Below are 21,563 nucleotides of genomic sequence, written 5' to 3' on the forward strand. Positions count from 1 at the left end.
GGAAACTTTCCCCCAAACCCCGCAGCGCTGCCTTGTCACAAAAAGACCCCGGCGCATGCCGGGGTCAGGGAGCTTGGAATGGCAGCGCAGCGCTTTAATGCACCAGCTTCATGCGCGGGGCGTCATCGTCACCCACAGTCTGATCGCCGACAATCAGGCCATCGGCCCCGGCGGTCACGGTGACGTTTGCGCCGTCCAGAACTGTGCCCGAAAGCAGCATCTGTGCCAGCGGGTCTTGCAGGTAGCGCTGGATCACCCGTTTCAGGGGGCGTGCGCCATAGACCGGGTCATAGCCCTTGTCGGCCATCCATGTGCGGGCGGCATCGTCCATTTCCAGCGTGATCTTGCGCGCCAGCAGCCGCTTGAGCAGCCGCGCCATCTGGATATCGACAATCGCATCCATATCCTTGCGCGACAGCCGGTCGAAGATCACCGTTTCATCCAGCCGGTTCAGGAATTCAGGCCGGAAATGGGCGCGTACGGCGTCCATCACCTCGGCCTTGACCGATGCGCGGTCCGCACCTTCGGCCATCTGGCCCAGCGCTTGAGAACCAAGGTTCGAGGTCAGGATGATCAGCGTTTGCTTGAAATCCACGCGCCGACCGTGGCTATCGGTCAACTGCCCGTCATCAAGCACCTGCAACAGTACGTTGAACACCTCTGGGTGGGCCTTCTCAACTTCGTCGAACAGCACCACCTGATAAGGGCGGCGGCGCACGGCTTCGGTCAGAACCCCGCCTTCTTCATAGCCGACATAGCCCGGAGGGGCCCCGATCAGACGCGCGACCGAGTGCTTTTCCATGAATTCCGACATGTCGATGCGCACCATCGCCTGATCGTCGTCAAACAGATATTGCGCCACCGCCTTGGTCAGTTCGGTTTTGCCCACACCTGTTGGGCCAAGGAACAGGAAACTGCCAAGGGGGCGGTTTTCATCGTTCAGCCCCGCGCGGGCACGGCGCACGGCATTGGCGACTGCGTGAATTGCCTCATCCTGACCGACCACGCGCTTGTGCAGTTCGTCTTCCATGCGCAACAGCTTCTCGCGCTCGCCTTCCAGCATTTTCGAGGTGGGAATGCCGGTCCAGCGTTCCACCACTTCGGCGATCTGCTCTGGCCGGACGGCGTCCGCGACCAGTTTCTGGGCCTCGCGCGTTTCGGCCTCGGCCAGTTTGCGCTCCAGTTCCGGGATCTCGCCATATTGCAGACGGCCTGCATTGGCGAAATCGCCTTGCCGCTTGGCGGTTTCCAGATCAATGCGCGCACGGTCCAGCTCTTCCTTGATCTGGCGGGCGGCTTCCAGCTTGTCGCGCTCGGACTGCCATGAGGTTGTCATTTCAGCGCTGCGCTGCATCAGCTCGGACAGTTCCTTTTCCAGTGTGGTCAGGCGGTCCTTACTGGCGGCGTCATCTTCCTTGCGCAGGGCCTCAGCCTCGATCTGCTTTTGCAAGATGTCGCGGTCCAGCGCGTCCAGTTCCTCTGGCTTGCTGTCCACTTCCATGCGCAGACGGCTTGCCGCTTCGTCCATCAGGTCGATGGCCTTGTCGGGCAAAAACCGGTCCGTGATATAGCGGTGCGACAGCGTTGCTGCCGCCACAAGGGCCGTGTCGGAAATGCGCACGCCGTGGTGCAATTCGTATTTCTCCTTGATCCCGCGCAGGATCGAGATGGTATCTTCAACGGTCGGTTCTTCGACCATCACAGGCTGGAAACGCCGTGCAAGGGCTGCGTCCTTTTCGACATGTTTGCGGTATTCATCCAGCGTGGTGGCCCCGACGCAGTGCAATTCACCGCGTGCCAATGCGGGCTTGATCAGGTTCGCGGCATCCATCGCACCCTCGGATTTGCCCGCGCCCACAAGGGTGTGCATCTCGTCAATGAACAGGATGATCTCGCCATCGGCAGATGTGACTTCGGACAGGATGGCTTTCAGCCGTTCCTCAAACTCGCCCCGATATTTCGCACCAGCAATCAGCGCGCCCATATCCAGCGCCATCAGCTTCTTGTCGCGCAAGGATTCGGGCACATCGCCATTGATGATGCGCAGCGCAAGGCCTTCGGCAATGGCCGTCTTGCCCACGCCCGGCTCGCCAATCAGCACCGGGTTGTTTTTGGTGCGGCGTGACAACACCTGCATCGCACGGCGGATTTCCTCATCGCGGCCAATGATCGGGTCGATTTTGCCTTCGCGGGCGGCCTCTGTCAGGTCGCGGGCATATTTCTTGAGCGCGTCATACCCTTCTTCCGCCGAGGCACTGTCGGCAGTGCGCCCTTTGCGCAGGTCGTTGATCGCGGCGTTCAGGTTTTGCGCGGTCACGGCCCCTGCATCCAGCGCGGCCTTGGCGTCAGATTTCACCAGCGCCAGCGCTGTCAGCAGGCGTTCCACAGTGACAAAGCTGTCGCCCCCTTTTTTGGCGATCTGTTCGGCCTGATCGACCACCTTGGCGGTCTGCGGGTCCATGTAAATCTGCCCCTCGCCGCCCGAAACCTTGGGGATTTTGGCAAGGGCAATGTCATTGGCCTGCGCCACGCGGTCTGGCGCACCGCCAGCGCGTTTGATCAGATTGGCGGCCATGCCTTGATCGTCATCCAGCAGGGCTTTCAGCAGATGCGAAGGCACAAGGCGCTGGTGATCTTCGCGCAGGGCGATGGTCTGGGCGGCTTGCAGAAAGCCGCGCGCACGTTCGGTGAATTTCTCCAAATTCATAACTGTCTTCTCCTTTATAAGCGCCCGGAATGTGAGGGATGCCTGCCAAGCAGCGCAGCCCCTGATGGGCCTTGAAACCTATGTGGGAAGGCAACACGCCTGTTGCAAGATAGGCACAGGTGCGGGAAGCGAGAAAATTCTGCGGATTTATAAATGCCGTATTGCTTGTTGCTGTATCAGGCCAGACGTGCCGCGCAGGTTTGCTCACACCATGCCAAAAGCGCGTCATAGCTGGGCGCGATGGCCTGTGCCATATCGGCGCTATAGGTCAGAAACCCGTCCAGATTGTTGCGGTTGACCGATGTCAGGACCGGAATACCCTCTGACAAAGCCTTGCCGATCACCGCGCGAAACCCGCGGCCCTCAACTTCGGATTTGCCGAATTTGTTGATAATCAGCAGGGCGGGGCGGTGGTCCAGATCGGCCTCGACCAGACCGACGGCGTTCTCCAGCCCGATAGGGTCCAGTCGGCACCCTCTCGAATGGGGGCCAAGGTCTTGGCTGATGCGCAGCGAATGGTCATGGCCCAACACGCACAGGTCCATGTCACAATGCCTGTCCGGCCGTGTTTCACGGTTTATCTGCACCACGCCTGCCAGCGGCCAGCCGCGTGCATGCAGGCTGTCTGCCAGTTCGGCCAGCAATTTGTCAGCTGCGCCGCGCCCCTCTGCCGTGACATATCCCAACATGGCCCTGCCCTTTTCCTATGCACATGTTATATGCCATTTAGTCTGAAACAAGCGGCAGGACCAGATAACAATGCCCCACCCCCCCCGGCATTTTCCCGACCCCACCAATCCGCGCCTGACGCGCGCGGTTGCAGGGCATGACCATACGGGTCAGTTGCAGCATATCCGTGTGGTCGAGGAACGCCCCCTGACGATTTTCCTGAATGCACAGGAAATCGTCACGGCCATGACGATTGGCGATTACCCCGAGTATCTGGCAATGGGATTCCTGCGCAATCAGGGCATGTTGCGCGATGATGATGAAATCACGGCGGTAGACTACGATGATGATCTGGAAGTGGTGATCGTCCGAACCACGCGCCAGACCAGCTATGAAGAAAAGGTAAAGAAGAAAACCCGCACGTCGGGCTGCGCCGTGGGCACTGTGTTTGGCGACATGATGGAGGGGCTGGAGGGGCTGACCCTGCCGCCTGCCGAAATCCGCACAAGCTGGCTGTATGCGCTGGCGAAAGAGATCAATACCTTGCCGTCGCTCTATCTGGAAGCGGGGGCGATTCATGGCACAGTACTGTGCCAGCAAGGCGAAATTCTGGTCTATATGGAAGATGTGGGCCGCCACAACGCTGTGGACAAGATATCGGGCTGGATGCTGAAGCATGGCGTCAGCGGTGCCGACAAGATCCTGTATACCACAGGGCGGCTGACATCCGAGATGGTGATAAAGACCGCGCAGATGGGCATTCCGGTGCTGGCGTCGCGGTCCGGTTTCACGGCTTGGGGGGTCGAGATTGCCCAGCAGGTCGGGCTGACATTGATCGGGCGGATGCGCGGGCAGCGCTTTATCTGCTTGTCGGGCGAGGGGCGGCTGATCCGCGATGCCGATGTCGCTGCTGTGCCCGATGAAGACCGCAAGCACCGCCGCAAGGGGGGTGCGGCATGAGCGCGCCTTTGGGTGTTATTCTGGCGGGCGGGCAAGCCACGCGCATGGGCGGGGGTGACAAGGGCTTGCGGGTCGTGGCGGGCAAGCGCCTGTTGGATCATGTCCTTGACCGGCTGGCCCCGCAAGTGGAGCAGATCGCGCTGAATGCCAATGGCGCGCCCGCGCGATTTGACGCATTCGGCCTGCCGGTTCTGGCCGATTCCTTGCCGGATTGGCCCGGCCCTTTGGCCGGTGTGCTGGCGGGGCTGGACTGGGCGGCAGGGCAGGGGGCCGCGTCGATTGTCACGGTCGCAGCGGACACCCCGTTTTTCCCCCGCGATCTGGTGGCGCGGTTGCAGGCGGCGGCAGGCCCAACCGGGCTGGCGCTGGCCGCCACGCGTGAGGGGGACAAGCTGTGGCGGCACCCGACCTTTGGCCTGTGGCCTGTCGCGCTGCGCGAGGATTTGCGCGCGGCCCTGACGGGCGGCTTGCGCAAGGTCGTTTTGTGGACAGACCAGCACGGCGCAGGCACGGCGGAATTCGACACCGTGCCGTTCGATCCCTTCTTCAACATCAACACCCCGCAGGATATCGAGATTGCCGAAACTCTTGTGAGGCAGGCATGAACCTATACGGCGTGACAGGCTGGAAGAATACCGGCAAGACCGGCCTGATGGAACGGCTGGTGGCCGAAATGGTCGCGCGTGGACTGACAGTCTCGACCGTGAAGCACGCGCATCATGACACAGAAATTGACCATCCGGGCCGCGATTCCTATCGTCACCGCGTGGCCGGTGCGCGCGAGGTGGTTTTATCCTCGCCCCGACGCTGGGCGGTGATGCACGAATTACGCGACCAGCCAGAGCCGATGTTGGCAGAACTGCTGACCCGCCTGTCGCCTGTCGATCTGGTGCTGATCGAGGGGTATAAGCGCGCCGATCACCCCAAAATCGAGGCCTATCGCAGTGAGGCGGGCCGTGATCTGTTGGCGCGCGACAATCCGACCATTCGCGCCGTGGCGTCAGATGTCGCGCTGCAAGGGCTGGCGCAGCCTGTGCTGCATCTGGATGACACCAGCGCCATTGCCGATTTCATCCTGCGTGATCTGGGGGTGCAGGCATGAGCCGGTTTGACCGCGTCGTGGTGGTCGACTGGTCGGCCAATGCCACACCGAAACTGGGCGCAGATTCCATCTGGATCGGGCGTGCAGGCGCGGGCAGCGGCCCGCCGCAAAATATCGCAACACGCCTTGAGAGTATGGAAGCCCTGCGCACCGAGATTGCAGCGGTGCTGCAAGCCGGACAGCGGATGCTTATTGCGTTTGATATCGGCTTTGGGTTTCCGCGCGGGTTTGCGGGGCATCTGACGGGCAAGCGTGACGCGCTGGCCGTCTGGGACTGGCTGGCCGCGCGCATCACCGATGACGCGCGCAACGGCAATAACCGTTTTGAGGTGGCCGCCGAGATTAACCGCCAGTTTCCCGGTATCGGCCCCTTCTGGGGCAGGCCCAATGGCCGCGATCTGCCTGATCTGCCTGCCAAGGGCAGTTTGCGCGCGGGGCATGGGCTGGACGAGTTGCGCGCGACCGAGGCACTGTGTTCGGGCGCGCACCCGATGTGGAAATTATACACCACCGGCTCTGTCGGGTCGCAAAGCCTATTGGGGCAGGCGCATCTGGCCGCTTTGCGCCATGAATTTGGCGACGCGCTGTCGGTCTGGCCCATGGAAGGGGCCGAGGCGCCCATCGTTCTGGCGGAAACCTATCTGTCGCTGATTGATCCGGCGGTGCGGCTGGCGCGGGGCTATCCTTGCAAGGATGCAGCCCAAGTGGACCTGCTGGCGCTGGCGTTCAACCGCGCGGATATGGGGCAGTTGACAGCCGCGCCTGCGCCCCCGGATGTTTTGCGCGAAGAAGGCTGGATTTTGGGCGCAGGACATGGGGCGCATCTGCTGGCCATGTTGGAGCAAACCACCCTGACCCCGCCCCGATTGCGCAATGATTGTTTTGCCATGCCGCAGGGTGTCGATTGGGTGCCTGTGGATACTGCCCTTGCACGGCTGCGCGATGCATTGCACCCGCTGACAGCGGCAGAGGATGTCACTGTGCGTCAGGCGGGCGGGCGCGTGCTGGCGCAAGACCTTGTGGCGCGGCGTGCAAACCCGCCGGCTGCAAATTCCGCAGTGGACGGGTATGGATTCATGCAAGGGGCGTTGCAGGGGGATGGCCCTTATACCCTGCCGCTTGTGGCGGGGCGGGCGGCGGCCGGCCAACCCTTTGGTGATGTAGTGCCACATGGGCATGCCATCCGTATATTGACCGGGGCCATTCTGCCCGAAGGGGTGGATACGGTCGTTCTGGAAGAAGATTGTGCCAGCGATGGGGCGCGCGTGGCCTTTGACGGGCCGATCAAGCCGCGCATCAACACGCGCAAAGCGGGCGAAGATGTTGGCGCGGGCGCGTCCTTCCTGCCAAAGGGGCGTGTGCTGACGCCTGCTGATCTGGCGCTGGCCTCTGCACTTGGTGTTGGCTATGTGCAGGTGCATCGGCGCTTGCGGGTAGGGGTGCTGTCAACGGGGGATGAATTGCTGGCCGACCCCGATGCAACGGCGCAACCCCATCAGATTTTCGACGCCAACCGCCCCATGTTGCTGGAAATCGCGCGCAGGTGGGGGCATGTGCCGGTTGATCTGGGCCACATCCCGGATGATCCCGCAGGCATTGCCACTGCGCTGGACGAGGGCGCGCGTGATTGCGATGTGATTCTGACCTCTGGCGGGGCATCAGCGGGGGATGAGGACCATGTCTCGCGCCTGCTGCGCGAGGCGGGCACGCTGAGCAGTTGGCGTATCGCGCTGAAACCGGGGCGTCCGTTGGCATTGGCATTGTGGCAAGGTGTGCCGGTGCTGGGCTTGCCGGGCAATCCGGTCGCGGCCTTTGTCTGCACATTGATCTTTGGCCGCCCGGCGCTGTCGCTGATGGCGGGCTGTGGGTGGCAAGATCCAAAGGGGTTCATGGTCGAGGCCGCTTTCACGAAATCCAAGAAACCAGGGCGGCGCGAATATTTGCGCGCGCGGCTGGATGCGGCAGGCCGGGTCGAGGTGTTTGCATCCGAAGGGTCAGGCCGGATCAGCGGTTTAAGCTGGGCCGAGGGGCTGGTTGAATTGCCCGACGAGGCCGCCTCGATCCGGCCCGGAGCATTGGTGCGCTACATCCCCTTCACAAGTTTCGGGCTGTAACGCCGCCGCAGTTGCGCCCGCTCGCCACGCCAGTCTGTTGCCAAAACCTTCATAAATTTTGCACAAAGCTAAAGATTGTCGCAGTGCTGACCCGCTGTGACCGCATTCTTGCCCAAATTGCAGTGGACAGTGGCATTTGGAAATTCTGAATTTTGCAGGGCGTACTCATGGACAGATTGACCGAAATGGAAGCTTTTGCCACGGTTGTGGACCAAGGCGGGTTTACAGATGCGGCGCGCAAAATGGGCATTTCCAAATCCGCGGTCTCCAAGCATGTCTCGTCACTGGAAACCCGTCTGGGCGCGCGATTGCTGAACCGCACGACCCGCCGTGTCAGCCCCACCGATATCGGATTGGCCTATTATGACCGCGCGCGGCGCGTGCTCAATGACGCAGGCGATGCGGATAATCTGGTCACGTCGATGCAATCCGCGCCCTCGGGCATTTTGCGTATTGCGGTTCCGACAGATTTTGGTGCCACGCATCTGTCGCCCGTCTTGGGGGATTTCCTGAACCGCTATCCCGATGTGTCGGTCAATATGGTGCTGAAAAACCGCTATGTCGAGTTGATCTCGGAAGGGTTCGATCTGGCCATCCGCATGGGCGAGATGGATGACAGCAGCCTGCGTGCGCGCAAGATCTGCGAAGCCACGCAACGGCTGATCGCCGCGCCCGCCTATCTGGCCAAACAAGGCCGCCCGACGCGGATTGACGACCTGAATGACCATCGTTTGCTGTATTATTCGCATAACGCAGCCAGTTCGGTTTGGCGGATCGCGGCCCCGTCGGGCGAAGTGCGCCAAGTGCGCTCTGCCTCTTGGTTCTCGGTCAATGACGGGCAATCTTTGCTGACTGCGGCCATAAACGGACTGGGCATCGCCTATCTGCCAAGCTTTCTCTATGCACCCGCGATGAAGGCCGGTCTGGTCGAAGATGTGATCCCTGACCTGCCACGCGATGTGCAAAGCCTGCACGCGGTCTATCCGGCAGGGCGCTACACCCAGCCAAAGGCGCGTGCACTCATTGATTTTCTGGTCGAGACATTTGGCGCGCGTTCCGCTGATGACTGGTAAGCCCGCGCCCGTCTGACACGGCCAGGCCCAGATCAGTCGCGGTGATAGGGACCACCCGCCAGAATTGTGGATGCGCGATAGATTTGTTCGCACAGCATAACCCGCGCCAGCATATGCGGCCAGACCATCCGGCCAAGGGACACCAGCTTGTGTGCGCGATCCCGAATCGACGGGTCCAACCCATCCGCACCGCCAATCACAAAAGCCAGATCACTTGTCCCGCCATCGCGCTGCGCGGCCAGCAATTGCGCAAAGCTGCGCGAATCCAGCATGTCCCCGCGTTCATCCAGCGCGATGACGGTGCCGCCAGTTGGCAGCGCGCGGTCCAGCAGGCGCGCTTCGTCGGCAGACGTCACCGCCTTGCGGTCGTCAATCTCATGTTCAAGGCAAGGGCCAAGCGACAATGCGCGCCCTGTTCGATCAAACCGCGTGATGTAATCGTCGATCAGCGCGCGCTCCGGCCCTTTGCGGATGCGCCCGATCGCGCAGATATGCAGCCGCATCAGGCCACAGGTTTGTTGCCTGTGTCCTGCCACATCTTTTCAAGCTGGTAGAACTCGCGCACTTCCGGGCGGAAGATGTGAATGACGACATCGCCTGCATCAATCAGAACCCAGTCGCCGACATCCTTGCCTTCGCAGCGCGCGGACAGGCGGAAGGTTTCCTTCAACCGGTCGAGCAGCTTTTGCGCCAAGGCGGCCACTTGCCGGGTGGAACGCCCCGAGCAAATGACCATATGGTCAGCAATGGCTGTCCTTCCACGCAAATCAATGGTGAGGATGTCTTCGGCCTTGTCATCGTCAAGCGAGGTCAAAACCAACTCCAGTATCGCGTCACTGCTAAGAGTGGGTGCGGACGGGTTGGCCGAGCGGGCCGCAATGGCGGTCATGTCAGTGTAAGACAGAGACCTGTCCTCCTGTAAAGCGGGTTGCTGATGTAATATAACATCGACGGGGCAACTTCTCAATAATCGCATGCAAGACTTCGCAGTATGGTGAAGCCAAAGTTTATGCATCTTGAGATGCCGAATCTTCTACCGTTGCCATAATGCTGATTCGGGCGTATTTACCAGCCCATGAAACGTTTTTTTGACATGTCAGACCACGCGCGCCTGCCACAGCGCTTTGAAGGTGACACCCGGTCTGTGCTTGCACGACTCACCTGATCCCGGATTCCGGCCCAAGGGCCATTCATTCCGTTAGCAAAGCTTCTTCCTATCCGAGAGAGAGATCGCCATGCCCAAGACCCTGTATGATAAAATCTGGGACGCTCATGTTGTCCATGACGATGCAGATGGCACCTGCCTTCTGTATATCGACCGCCACCTTGTCCACGAAGTGACCAGCCCGCAAGCCTTTGAAGGGCTGCGCATGGCGGGTCGCCGTGTGCGCGCACCTGAAAAGACAATCGCGGTGCCCGATCACAACGTGCCCACCACGCCGGACCGCGAGCAAGGCATCAAGAACGAGGAATCGCGCATTCAGGTCGACGCGCTCGACCGCAATGCCCGTGATTTCGGCGTCAACTACTACCCGGTCAATGATATTCGTCAGGGCATCGTGCATATTGTCGGCCCGGAACAGGGCTGGACATTGCCCGGCATGACCGTGGTTTGTGGCGACAGCCACACCGCCACACATGGCGCTTTCGGCGCGCTGGCCCACGGGATCGGCACATCAGAGGTCGAGCATGTTCTGGCCACGCAAACGCTGATCCAGCAAAAATCCAAGAACATGAAGGTTGAGATTACAGGCTCGCTTTTGCCCGGCGTCACCGCCAAGGACATCACGCTGTCGGTGATCGGCGTCACTGGCACTGCGGGCGGCACTGGCTATGTGATCGAATATTGCGGGCAGGCCATCGAGGAATTGTCGATGGAAGGGCGCATGACCGTGTGCAACATGGCCATCGAGGGCGGTGCGCGCGCAGGGCTTATTGCGCCTGATGAAAAAACCTTTCAATATGTAAAAGGGCGCCCCCATGCCCCCAAAGGTGCGCAATGGGATGCCGCACTGGCATGGTGGAAAACCCTGAAATCCGACCCCGATGCGCATTGGGACAAGGTCATCACCCTCAAAGGTGAAGAAATTGCTCCGGTCGTTACTTGGGGCACCTCACCCGAAGATGTGTTGCCCATCACATCCGAAGTCCCTGATCCCGAAAGCTTTTCTGGCGGCAAGGTCGACGGTGTGCGCCGCGCACTGGATTATATGGGCCTGAAACCGGGACAAAAACTGACCGATATCGAGATTGATACCGTCTTTATCGGGTCGTGCACCAATGGCCGGATCGAAGACCTGCGCGCAGCGGCAGCGATTCTGAAAGGCCAGAAAATCAAGCCCGGCCTGCGCGCCATGGTCGTGCCCGGATCGGGTCTTGTGCGCGCACAGGCCGAAGAAGAGGGGCTGGCGCAGATCTTCCTTGATGCCGGATTCGAGTGGCGGCTTGCGGGTTGCTCTATGTGCCTTGCCATGAACCCCGACCAGTTGTCACCGGGCGAACGGTGCGCCGCGACATCGAACCGCAATTTCGAGGGGCGTCAGGGGCGCGGGGGGCGTACGCATCTGATGTCGCCCGCTATGGCTGCTGCTGCTGCGATCACAGGCCGTTTGACCGATATCCGCGAGATGATGGCACAACCTGCCTGATTTTCTTGCTGCAAATACTCTGGGGTCCGGGGCAAAGCCCCGGCGCTCTGGTCAGGAGAGATAGAATGGACAAGTTCACGACACTTACGGGCGTTGCAGCCCCAATGCCCTTGGTCAATATTGACACGGACATGATTATCCCCAAGCAGTTCCTAAAAACCATCCTGCGGTCTGGATTGGGCAAGAACCTGTTTGACGAGATGCGCTTCGACGATAATGGCAACGAAATCCCAGATTTCGTTCTCAATCAGCCCGCATATCGCAATGCGCAGATTCTTGTGGCGGGGGGCAATTTCGGGTGCGGCTCGTCACGCGAACATGCGCCTTGGGCGCTGGCAGATTTCGGCATTCGGGTCGTCATCTCGACCAGTTTCGCCGATATTTTCTATGGGAACTGCTTCAAGAACGGCATGTTGCCGATTGTGCTGCCGCAGGATCAGGTCGATATCCTGATGGATGACGCAAGCAAGGGCGCGAATGCCCGCATCGCGGTCGATCTTGAAGCGCAGACCGTGACCAGCTCTGACGGACAAGAGTTTCATTTCGATATTGATCCGTTCAAGAAGCATTGCTTGCTTAACGGGCTGGATGATATTGCGCTGACGCTGGAGAAAGTCTCTGCAATTGATACATTCGAGGCGCAGGCCACGCAGGCGCGGCCCTGGGTGTAACCTTTGAAATCGCGTCATTTTATGTGGCATCCCTAAGGGGTGCCACATTCTTTCCTTCAATTTGATGCAAAGACGCGACAGTTTCTCCTCGAAATTGCCTCGGGCTTGGGTGATCCTGCAAAAACCATTGCGAGGATGAGCGAAAGTGGGCAAGATTGTGTCAACAATAAGGCGATCGCTGCCACAATGGCCGCGATCCATGAAAACAAAAAAGCCTGGACCTGCTGAAACCATGGCCCATAAACGAGGCAATCGAGTATCCGTTTCGCATGTCGCACAGATAATTCTGCGTGGCTTCCTTGTTGCGTTCGTTTTCCTGTGCCCCGCGCTGCTGCTGCCTGAAATCTCTCAGGATGTTTCGCAGGGGGTGACTTTTCTGGCCCTTTTGGCCGCGTTTGTGGTCGTCACGGAATATTCCGCCGCCTATCCGGGATTGATCGAGTTTCGGGATGCAAAACCCTATAACCGCGCGCGCTTTGTGATGTTTTGCGTGATCGTGGTTTCGGTAACGCTGTTGCAGCGTGAAATCGTGATGGCCTCTGCCCCTGAAACTTGGCTCACGGCGGTTTCCGCGACACTGGGCAATATTCTAAGCTTCGCCTTCAGCCCTGTTTCTCTTCTGGTTTCCTCGTTGCCGCAGGGTGTGTCACCCGAGCATATGGAAATTGTACGGGTCAGCACGGCGCTTGCCTATACATTGTCACTTCTGGGTCTTGCGCTGTTTTTGCTCGGCCTGGCGCTTGGATACTGGCCGCGCCGCGCCCATACGTTCAATGTCTGGGTCAATTTGCCTAATTTTGACCCGACAAAAGGCGTGGATATCGTTCAGCGCCTCGAACGTGATGCGCAAATTAACGTGGTGTTAGGGGTTATCCTGCCATTCTCCTTGCCGGCACTGCTGCATCTATCCAACTTTCTTGTGCAGCCTGTGACGCTGGAAACGCCATTGGCGTTGGTATGGGGGGTCACGCTCTGGGCGTTCATTCCGGTCAATTTGATTATGCGCGGGGTCGCAATGTACCGGATTGCGCAACTCATTCGGGCGCAACGTCGGCGGGTTGCCGACGCGCAGGATGCTGTGCCCTTGCCGCCGCAATCTGCCTATTCCTGACATTCTGGCTGCTGCCGCCTGCATCTGCATCGCCCGTGGCACAGGCCAGCACTGACCGTGTGCGGCTGGTGTTCTGGCGCATTGATCTGGGGGCGCGTGGGCCGGGTTATGCGCTGCGCGATATTCTCGCAGGGGCAGACACCCCCGCGCTCAAGGCTGATATCCTTGCGCATCTTGCTCCGGACGTGCTGGTGCTGTCGGGCATTGACTATGACTATGGACAGGCCACCTTGCGCGCGTTCGGTGCCATGATCGCGGATCGCGGCGTTGTCCTGCCTTATACATTTGCTTTCCCGTCCAATGCAGGCCTGCGCACAGGGCGCGATATGACCGGCGATGGCCGTGACAACACCCCCGACGACACGCAAGGCTATGGCAGTTTCGCGGGCGAGCGTGCCTTGGCAGTTTTGTCGCGCTATCCGATAGATGCAAAGGCCGCGCGCGATTTCTCGGGTTTTCTATGGCGTGACCTGCCAGAGGCGCGCCTGCTTGCGCTCGACCCATCGGTACTGGCCGTTCAGCGCTTGTCCAGCACCGGACATTGGGATGTGCCCTTGCATATCACCGACACACAGCGCTTGCATCTGCTGGTCTATCAGGCGGGGCCGCCGGTTTTCGGGGGCGCATCTCGGCGCAATCTGTATCGCAATCATGATGAAACCGCGTTCTGGGGGCATTTTCTGGCGGGACGATTGCCCATGCCGCCACCGCAGGCGCCCTTCGTACTTTTGGGGGGCAGCAATCTTGACCCGTTCGATGGCGATGGGCTGAACGCCGTCATGCGCGAGCTGCTGCAAAACCCCGCAGTGCAAGACCCGAAACCCGCAAGCTTCGGGGCTGTCCAATCAGGCACCAATGCGTTCAGCGCCGCGCATCTTGGCCCGCATGCGCAAGACACAGTCTATTGGCCACGTGCGCCGGGCAATCTGCGGGTCAGCTATATCCTGCCCGCAGCCGATTTGCGTGTTCTCTCGACCGGAGTGTTCTGGCCTACATCCGGCAGTGCCGAGGATGCGATATTTGGCGACGCCGAAACGCCGCCCTTTGCGCACATGCCTGTCTGGCTGGATCTGGAGTTGAACAGTATCCGGCCCGCGTCGGTGCCTAATTGATCAGCCCTGCATGGCGCATTGCGGCATCCATATTCTCGCGGGCAGTCTCGGTCAGGCCCAGCAGCGGCAGGCGCACCTCATCGCTGCATTTGCCAAGCCGCGACAGCCCGTATTTCGCGGCAACGAGGCCCGGTTCCGCGAAAATCGCCAGATGCAGTGGCATCAGCGTGTCATGAATCTTGAGCGCCAGCGCGTAATCGCCCGCCAGTGTCGCTTCTTGAAATTCGGCGCAGAGCCGTGGCGCGACATTGGCTGTCACAGAAATACAGCCGATCCCGCCTTGGGCGTTGAAGCCCGGCGCGGTTGCATCTTCGCCCGACAACTGAATGAAATCCGGCCCGCAGGTCATGCGCTGCTGGCTGACGCGCTCCAGTTTTCCCGTCGCATCCTTGACCCCGATAATGCGCGGCAGTTCTGACAGATGCCCCATCGTTTCCGGTGTCATATCCACAACCGAACGACCGGGGATATTATAGATGATGATCGGCAAATCGCAGCAATCATGCAGCGCGGTGAAATGTGCGATCAAACCCGCTTGCGTGGGCTTGTTGTAATAGGGCGTGACCACCAGTGCTGCATCGGCACCCACAGTTTCAGCGTGGCGCATGAAGCCGATGGCCTCCAGCGTGTTGTTCGAGCCGGCACCGGCGATGACAGGCACGCGCCCCGCCGTGGCTTTCACCACCTCCTCGATCACGAGTTTATGTTCGGCATGGCTGAGTGTCGGGCTTTCGCCTGTGGTCCCAACAGGCACCAGCCCGTGCGACCCTTCGCTGATTTGCCACTCGATCAGCGCGTGCAGCGCGTCGATATCAAGCGCGCCATCCTTCAGCGGTGTCACCAATGCTGGAATGGACCCTCTGATCTGCATGCGCGCCTCCTCAATTGCGTTAACCGGACAAGTTGCGGACCAGATACGATTGCGCAATTGTGTCTTGCCGCCCTGACCGTGGCGGTTAGAACTATCGGCAGTGATTTTCAAGGCAAAAAGGGGCGTAGGTCATGGGTGAGACAAGCACCTTGGCAAAGTGGCATGGGGGATTGGCCCTGTGTCTGGCGACTCTGATGGTGGGAGTGCCTGCATCTGCGCAAGATGCGCCGCCGCCCGCGCGTGCGGCGGGGCTGTTTTCCAGTGCGCTGGATGCCGCTCAATCCGGCGAATGGCAATCTGCGCGGGCACGCGCCGCGCACAGCCAGCCCATCGCGCAAGATATCATCACATGGCACGCCCTGCGCGCGGGCGAGGGCAGCTTTTCTGACTATGTCGATTTCCTTGATAACAAGGGACATTGGCCGCTTGCCACTGCCGTGGCCCGCCGGGCAGAAGCCCTGCTTGCCGCGCAAAGTCACGCAACAGTTCTGGACTTCTTTGCCGAACGCGAGCCCGTCTCGGAGAATGGCTGGATCGCACTGGTCTTTGCCATGCGCGATGCAGGCCGCGAGGCCGAGGCCGAAAGCTTGGCCCAAAGGCTTTGGCGTGAAGAGCTATTGAGCGGCGAAAGCGAATTGCGCCTGTTGCGCAGTTTCGAGAATGCGTTGCAACCCTACCACACTGCACGGGTCGACATGCTGTTGTGGCAGGGCGAGCGCAATGCCGCCCAACGCCATCTGGACCGGATCAGCGCAGGTGCGCAGCGCGTGGCGCGCGCGCGCATCGCCTTGCAAGAGCGTGCTGCCGGTGTTGATGCGCTGGTTTCTGCTGTTCCTGATGAGATGCAAAACGACCCCGGGCTGATGCATGACCGGTTCCAGTTTCGGATGCGCGCGGGCAATCACGACGGGGCGGGCGAGTTGTTGCTGGCACAATCGCGCCACGAGAACGGCTTGGGCAACGCAGATGCATGGGGCCGCAGCCGCGTATTTCTTGTGCGGTCGGCCCTATCTGACGGGGACTACCAGCGCGCCTATGATCTTGCGACCCCGCACGGGCTGGATGACGGGCTGAATTTCGTCGATCTGGAATTTCTGGCCGGTTTCCTTGCGCTGGAATATCTCGACAACCCGTCCGAGGCGCTGCCGCATTTCCGCGCCTTGCAAGTGCGCAGCACCAGCCCGATCACATTGGGCCGCGCCGGATACTGGCAAGGGCGCGCGCATGACGCCTTGGGCGACGAGATTACGGCGCAGGCAGCCTATGAATTCGGGGCCGAGCATCAGACCGGCTTTTATGGGCAATTGGCCGCCGACAAGCTGGGCATGACGCTGGACCCTGCCTTGATTAATGGGCCGGATTTCCCCGCATGGCGCGACACGGCGCTGGCAGAGTCGGACCTGCTGCAAGCTGCCTTGTTGTTGCGCGATGCGGGCCAGTGGCACGAGGCGCGGCGTTTCATCCTGTTCCTTGCGCGGCAATTGACCGAAGCAGATGAGGTGGGCGCGCTGGCTGATTTCATGCTGGAATTGGGAGAGCCGAATTTCGCGTTGAACATTGCCAAACTGGCCGTGCAGAACGAGATCGTTTTGCCGCGCGCCTATTTCCCGGTGACGGATCTGGCGCAAACCAATTTGCCGGTGCCGACAGATCTGGTGAAGGCCATCGCGCGGCGCGAGAGCGAGTTTGACCCTGCCGTGGTCAGCCCCGCCGATGCGCGCGGGCTGATGCAGGTCTTGCCCGGCACAGGGCAGATGATGGCGCGCAAGCTGAATGTGCCGTTTGAAGCTGCCGACCTGACCCGCAACCCTGCGCTGAATGCGCAGCTTGGCGCGGCCTATCTGGCAGAACTACGCGATGAATTTGGCCCATCGCTGGCGCTGGTCGCAGCAGGTTACAACGCCGGTCCCGGTCGCCCACGGCAGTGGATACCGCGCTTTGGCGACCCGCGTGACAATTCGGTTGATTTCATCACTTGGGTTGAAAGCGTGCCTTTCGCCGAGACGCGCAATTATATCATGCGGGTGGCGGAATCGCTTGTGGTCTATCGCTCGCGTCTGGCTGGCAGTCCGCAACCCATCGAGATGGAACAGCTTATTCGCGGAAGATAGGCCATCAGGTCACGGCGATCACCGCGCCAACACCGATCATCAACGCGCCTGCAATGCGGTTGGTGCGCGCAATCGCCTTGCCTGAGCGCAGCAAGGCGCGCGCCTTGTCGATCAGCAGCGCCAGCGCCAGATTGCCAAACATCGGGATCGCAACCGAGACAAGTATGATCGCCGTGATATCGGCCCATGTCACGCGCGTCAGGTCGAAAAATCCTGGCAAGACGCCCATGTAAAACAAAATAGCCTTGGGGTTGGCCAGAATCACAGTGACCCCTGCCGCAAATCCTGCAACTGCGCCGGGGCGTGTCAGGCGGCTGTCGGCCGAGATGTCGCGCGCCGCATGGCGGATCAACTGCCAGCCCATCACCACGAACATGGCCACCGCGACCCATTTCATCGCTTCCAGCAAGTCGCCATAGATCGACAAAATCCATGTCAGCCCGAAAATAGCGGCCAGCGGCCAAAGCATATCCCCCAAGGCGACCCCCACAGCCAGCGGCGCGGCAGAGGTGAAGCCGCCGGACATGGCGCGTGCGGTCAGCGCCACCCAGACCGGGCCGGGGGTCAGGAACAGGATCAGGATCGCGCCCGCATAAAAGACAAGTTCCAGTGGGGATATGGTCATGGAGTCGTTTCTTTCAGTTGCGAGAGGCCGTCCACCTCGAAAACAGTGAAATGCTGCGCACGCGGCCCCATATCGTCGAACAATTCGGGGCCGGTGCCAGTCAGAAATGCCTGCGCGCCCAAGGCGCAGATCGCGTCATAAAGGGCGGCGCGGCGGGTCGCGTCAAGATGGGCTGCGACTTCGTCCAGCAGCAGCACAGGCGCGCCACCCTGCGCAGAGGCCAGCGCGCGGGCATTGGACAGGATAATCGAGATCAGAAGCGCCTTCTGCTCGCCCGTTGAACATTGCGCGGCGTCCATGCCCTTGGCGGCCCAGACCGCGCGCAAATCAGCGCGGTGCGGCCCGATCAGGCTGCGCCCTGCGGCCATATCGCGCCTGCGCCCTTCGGCCAAGGCGGTTGCAAGCGCGTCCTCATCGGTGGGGGCGGTGCAGTCGAGGGACAAATCAGCCTCGGGGAAAGGGCTGTCGGGGTCGGCGTGCCGCGCCAGAATGGCGAGAGCGTGATGGCGGTTGGCGCTGATCCGTGCCCCGGTTTGCGCCATCTGTGCCTCTAATGCGGCAAACCAGCCACTATCTGTGACCCCTTCGCGCAACAAACGGTTGCGTTCGCGCATGGCCTTTTCATAGCCAAGGGATTGCGCGGCGTGGTCGGGGCGAAAGCTGAGCACGGTCCGGTCCAGAAACCTGCGCCGCCCTTCGGTGCCTTCCAGCCAGAGGCGGTCCATCGCAGGGGTCAGCCACAGCATGGCGGCCAGTTCCCCCAAGGCAATCTGGGGGGCAGCTTTCTCGTCAATGCGCAACTGCCGTGTGCCGCCGGGTTCTGCCCAAGTCTCGACCTGCCGCAGCCCGTCTGGTGTTGCGATTTCTGCCCTGACCTTCCAGCCCACTGCTTGTGGGCGGCGCGCAATCTCGTCCGTGCTGGCGCGCCGCAACCCCCGACCGGGAGAGAGGAGCGAGACTGCCTCAAGAATATTGGTCTTGCCCGCGCCATTCAGCCCCGACAGCACAACAGGCCGCCCATCAAGCTCAACCCGCGTGCGCTGATGCGAGCGGAAATGCGAAAGGGTCAGATGACAGACATGAACAGACATGGCCCAGCGGTAAAAACTATTCCTGCAAGATACCAGCACGAAAAAGCCCCGCCGGTCTGGCGGGGCTTGTTGCGCGCTGTTGCCCTCCGCCGCTTAAACGCGCATCGGCATGACGACATAAACCGCGCTGGTATCATTGCCTTCGCGCATCAGGGTCGGGTCGCCCGAAGTGTTGAACATGAACACCGCATTTTCGCGGTCCACCTGAGAGGCGATTTCCAGCAGGTATTTTGCGTTGAAGCCAATCTCCAGCCGCTCATCGCTATAGGCAACGATCAGTTCTTCTTCGGCGGCCCCCGAATCGGGCGCATTCACAGACAGCACCAGCCGGTCATCTTCCAGCGCCAGCTTGACTGCGCGCGAACGCTCGGAGGACACGGTCGCCACACGGTCAACCGCCTTGGAAAACTCGCTTGCGTCGACTTCCAGACGTTTGGTGTTCTGTGTCGGGATAACGCGGCTATAGTCGGGGAAGGTGCCGTCAATGACCTTGGATGTCAGGGTCATATCCGGGGTCGCAAACCGCACCTTGGTTTCCGAGACAGAGACAGCAATCTCCATGTCGTCATCTTCCAGCAGCTTGCGCAATTCGCCGACGGTTTTGCGCGGCACGATAACACCATGCATATCTTCGGCCCCTGCGGGCAAGGGCGCGTCAATGCGCGCCAGACGGTGACCGTCAGTCGCCACACAGCGCAACACGCGGCCCCCTTCGCCATCGGCCACATGCATATAGACGCCGTTCAGGTAATAGCGCGTCTCTTCGGTCGAGATGGCGAATTTTGCCTTGTCGAACAGGCGGCGCAGAACCTTTGCCGGGGCAGCAAAATTTGCGCTGTATTCGCTGGTCGCCATGACCGGGAAATCTTCTTTCGGCAAAGTGGCCAGCGAGAAGTTCGACCGACCGGCGGACACCTGCAAGCGCCCTGTGCGGGCATCATCCACCAGCTCGATCAGCGCACCGTCCGGCATCTTGCGGATAATGTCATGCAACAGCACCGCCGAGACGGTGGTCGCGCCAGCTTGTTCGACCATTGCGGGCGCGCGATCAAGGACTTCGATGTCAAGATCCGTGGCACGCAAGGTGACGTTGCCTTCGCTGGCCTCAATCAGGACATTGGCCAGAATCGGAATTGTGTTGCGCCGCTCCACCACCGATTGCGCTTGTGCGACGGCCTTGAGCAACACCGCCCGTTCAATACTGATCTTCATGCCCCAGACCCTTCTTTATCGCTGGCAGAACACCCCCTGCCGGGGAGCGAGAGCCTAGTCAATTTTATTATGACGACAAGCGTTTTTTCGCTGCTATCAGCAAGAGATCAGCTTTCAAGCAGGCGGCGCAGCAATTCTATATCTTCATTGAGCTGATTGTCCTGCGCGCGCATCTCAACGACCTTGCGCACACCATGCAGAATCGTGGTGTGATCGCGGCCGCCAAAGCGCCGCCCGATTTCCGGCAACGAGCGCGATGTCATTTCCTTGGACAGATACATCGCAATCTGGCGCGGGCGGGCAATGGTGCGGGTCCGTTTGGGGCCAAGCATGTCAGACAGGCGAATGTTGAAATGCTCGGCCACCTTGCGCTGAATTTCCTCAACCGTCACGCGCCGCTCGGAACTGCGCAGCATATCGGACAGGCAATCTTGCACCATGTCGAGGGTGACTTCTTGCCCGATCAGGCTGGAAAAGGCGAAAAGGCGCTGCAAGGCCCCTTCAAGCACACGGACATTGGTGGTGATGCGGTGTGCCAGAAATTCAAACACACCATCTTCGATCTTGATGCTGCCATAGCTTTGGGAAAACTGCGCCGCCTTGCGATGCAGAATACCAAGGCGCAATTCGTAATTCGTCGGGTGCAGGTCCACCACAAGGCCGCATTGCATCCGAGAAGAGATGCGCGCCTCAAGATCCTTGATCTCGCCGGGGGCGCGGTCTGCGGAAATGACGATCTGTTTGTTCTGATCGACCAATGCGTTGAATGTATGGAAAAACTCTTCCTGTGTGCTGTCTTTGCCTGCAATGAATTGCACATCATCGACCATCAGCACATCAACAGACCGGAACAGGTTTTTGAAATCCATGATTTCGCGGTCGCGCAGCGCCTGCACGAAGCGGTACATGAATTGCTCGGCGGACAGGTAAAGCACTTGCAGGTCAGGGCGTTTTGCGTGCAATTCCCATGCGATTGCGTGCATCAGGTGTGTCTTGCCCAAGCCCACGCCACCATAGAGAAACAGCGGGTTGAACGTGACAGGCCCCGCTTCGGCCACGCGGCGCGCGGCGGCATGGGCCAGTTCATTGGGTTTGCCAACAACGAAATTGTCGAAATTGTATTTCCCGTCCAGAGGCGCGCCTTGCAGGTCATCGCTCGGGGCCATCTTGCTGCTCGCGGGTACAGAGGCGGATGAAGCGGCGCGCGGTGCCGGTTCTCCGACAATGAATTCCATGCGCGACACGTCGGTCGCAAGGGTCTGCACGCGTGAAAATATTTGATCGTGATAGGTACGTTTTACCCAATCTCCGACGAATCGTGATGGTGCCCGAAACCGCACAACACCATCGCTGATCCCAAGACATTCTAGCGGGGCGATCCAGTTTTTATGGTTACTTTCTCCAATTTCGTAGCGCAGCTCTTCAGAAATTCCAGTCCATTGATCGGCAACCATCACACCCCAGCCTCTTTATCTTCTTGCACCCA

19 protein-coding genes are annotated in these 21,563 nt (G+C 60.3%); 10 read left to right on the plus strand and 9 right to left on the minus strand.

The genetic code is table 11. From position 1 onward, the window contains the following. Positions 1 to 94: 94 nt before the first annotated feature. Both clpB and BD293_RS17800 read right to left on the minus strand, forming a co-directional pair. On the minus strand, positions 95 to 2,707 hold the full coding sequence (gene clpB, locus BD293_RS17795) for an ATP-dependent chaperone ClpB (RefSeq protein ID WP_142084094.1): 2,613 nt from the start codon (positions 2,705 to 2,707) through the stop codon (positions 95 to 97). Positions 2,708 to 2,883: 176 nt separating this feature from the next. Further along, the gene (locus BD293_RS17800; protein ID WP_142084096.1) at positions 2,884 to 3,396 is read right to left on the minus strand and encodes a DUF2478 domain-containing protein; all 513 of its coding nucleotides are present in this window, start codon (positions 3,394 to 3,396) and stop codon (positions 2,884 to 2,886) included. A 70-nt stretch (positions 3,397 to 3,466) separates the two neighbouring features. Between BD293_RS17800 and fdhD the strand changes: the two genes are divergently transcribed. The 5 genes from fdhD (at position 3,467) to BD293_RS17825 (ending at position 8,625) form a co-directional block, all read left to right on the plus strand. Next, on the plus strand, positions 3,467 to 4,336 hold the full coding sequence (fdhD, locus tag BD293_RS17805) for a formate dehydrogenase accessory sulfurtransferase FdhD (RefSeq protein WP_142084098.1): 870 nt from the start codon (positions 3,467 to 3,469) through the stop codon (positions 4,334 to 4,336). After that, entirely contained in the window at positions 4,333 to 4,941 is a 609-nt protein-coding gene (mobA, locus tag BD293_RS17810) for a molybdenum cofactor guanylyltransferase MobA (protein ID WP_142084100.1), read from the plus strand. The genes fdhD and mobA overlap by 4 nt, the downstream gene beginning before the upstream one ends. Continuing rightward, a complete protein-coding gene (gene mobB, locus BD293_RS17815) occupies positions 4,938 to 5,438 on the plus strand; it encodes a molybdopterin-guanine dinucleotide biosynthesis protein B (RefSeq protein ID WP_142084102.1) in 501 nt (166 codons plus the stop codon). Before mobA ends, mobB begins: the two co-directional genes overlap by 4 nt. Beyond that, the gene (locus BD293_RS17820) at positions 5,435 to 7,552 is read left to right on the plus strand and encodes a molybdopterin-binding protein (RefSeq protein WP_142084104.1); all 2,118 of its coding nucleotides are present in this window, start codon (positions 5,435 to 5,437) and stop codon (positions 7,550 to 7,552) included. The genes mobB and BD293_RS17820 overlap by 4 nt, the downstream gene beginning before the upstream one ends. A gap of 167 nt (positions 7,553 to 7,719) precedes the next feature. Then, entirely contained in the window at positions 7,720 to 8,625 is a 906-nt protein-coding gene (locus BD293_RS17825) for a LysR family transcriptional regulator (protein ID WP_142084106.1), read from the plus strand. A gap of 32 nt (positions 8,626 to 8,657) precedes the next feature. Here the strand turns inward: BD293_RS17825 and rlmH are convergent, their stop codons facing one another. Next, positions 8,658 to 9,128 carry a 23S rRNA (pseudouridine(1915)-N(3))-methyltransferase RlmH gene (gene rlmH / locus BD293_RS17830; protein WP_142084108.1) on the minus strand — a complete coding sequence of 157 codons (471 nt, stop codon included), beginning with the start codon at positions 9,126 to 9,128 and terminating at the stop codon, positions 8,658 to 8,660. Next, positions 9,128 to 9,514: a ribosome silencing factor gene (rsfS, locus tag BD293_RS17835; RefSeq protein ID WP_142084110.1), complete on the minus strand. Its 387-nt coding sequence runs from the start codon at positions 9,512 to 9,514 to the stop codon at positions 9,128 to 9,130. Before rsfS ends, rlmH begins: the two co-directional genes overlap by 1 nt. 340 nt (positions 9,515 to 9,854) lie before the next feature. On the opposite strand from rsfS, the gene leuC reads away from it, so the two are divergent. From leuC to BD293_RS17855, 4 genes are all read left to right on the plus strand, one after another. Further along, positions 9,855 to 11,273: a 3-isopropylmalate dehydratase large subunit gene (gene leuC / locus BD293_RS17840; RefSeq protein WP_142084112.1), complete on the plus strand. Its 1,419-nt coding sequence runs from the start codon at positions 9,855 to 9,857 to the stop codon at positions 11,271 to 11,273. A 65-nt stretch (positions 11,274 to 11,338) separates the two neighbouring features. After that, positions 11,339 to 11,944 carry a 3-isopropylmalate dehydratase small subunit gene (gene leuD / locus BD293_RS17845; RefSeq protein ID WP_142084114.1) on the plus strand — a complete coding sequence of 202 codons (606 nt, stop codon included), beginning with the start codon at positions 11,339 to 11,341 and terminating at the stop codon, positions 11,942 to 11,944. Positions 11,945 to 12,176: 232 nt separating this feature from the next. Beyond that, positions 12,177 to 13,055, plus strand: a complete 879-nt coding sequence (locus BD293_RS17850; RefSeq protein WP_142084116.1) for a hypothetical protein — start codon at positions 12,177 to 12,179, stop codon at positions 13,053 to 13,055. Between the two features lie 35 nt (positions 13,056 to 13,090). Next, entirely contained in the window at positions 13,091 to 14,167 is a 1,077-nt protein-coding gene (locus tag BD293_RS17855) for an endonuclease/exonuclease/phosphatase family protein (protein ID WP_142084118.1), read from the plus strand. On the opposite strand, the gene dapA is transcribed toward BD293_RS17855, so the two are convergent. Next, a complete protein-coding gene (gene dapA, locus BD293_RS17860) occupies positions 14,160 to 15,038 on the minus strand; it encodes a 4-hydroxy-tetrahydrodipicolinate synthase (protein WP_142084120.1) in 879 nt (292 codons plus the stop codon). The two genes, BD293_RS17855 and dapA, sit on opposite strands and share 8 nt — an antisense overlap. Before the next feature lie 131 nt (positions 15,039 to 15,169). Between dapA and BD293_RS17865 the strand changes: the two genes are divergently transcribed. Further along, complete coding sequence (locus BD293_RS17865) at positions 15,170 to 17,149, plus strand: lytic transglycosylase domain-containing protein (RefSeq protein ID WP_142084122.1); 1,980 nt, start codon at positions 15,170 to 15,172, stop codon at positions 17,147 to 17,149. Between the two features lie 4 nt (positions 17,150 to 17,153). On the opposite strand, the gene BD293_RS17870 is transcribed toward BD293_RS17865, so the two are convergent. The 4 genes from BD293_RS17870 to dnaA form a co-directional block, all read right to left on the minus strand. Then, positions 17,154 to 17,774 (minus strand): LysE family translocator, encoded by a 621-nt coding sequence (locus tag BD293_RS17870; protein WP_142084124.1) that lies wholly within the window; start codon positions 17,772 to 17,774, stop codon positions 17,154 to 17,156. Then, on the minus strand, positions 17,771 to 18,865 hold the full coding sequence (recF, locus tag BD293_RS17875) for a DNA replication/repair protein RecF (protein ID WP_142084126.1): 1,095 nt from the start codon (positions 18,863 to 18,865) through the stop codon (positions 17,771 to 17,773). The genes BD293_RS17870 and recF overlap by 4 nt, the downstream gene beginning before the upstream one ends. A 93-nt stretch (positions 18,866 to 18,958) precedes the next feature. Further along, complete coding sequence (dnaN, locus tag BD293_RS17880) at positions 18,959 to 20,077, minus strand: DNA polymerase III subunit beta (protein ID WP_142084128.1); 1,119 nt, start codon at positions 20,075 to 20,077, stop codon at positions 18,959 to 18,961. A gap of 107 nt (positions 20,078 to 20,184) precedes the next feature. Then, the gene (gene dnaA / locus BD293_RS17885) at positions 20,185 to 21,531 is read right to left on the minus strand and encodes a chromosomal replication initiator protein DnaA (protein WP_142084730.1); all 1,347 of its coding nucleotides are present in this window, start codon (positions 21,529 to 21,531) and stop codon (positions 20,185 to 20,187) included. Between the last annotated feature and the right edge of the window lie 32 nt (positions 21,532 to 21,563).

It is taken from the genome of Roseinatronobacter monicus (assembly GCF_006716865.1).
GTDB classification, from domain to species: domain Bacteria; phylum Pseudomonadota; class Alphaproteobacteria; order Rhodobacterales; family Rhodobacteraceae; genus Roseinatronobacter; species Roseinatronobacter monicus.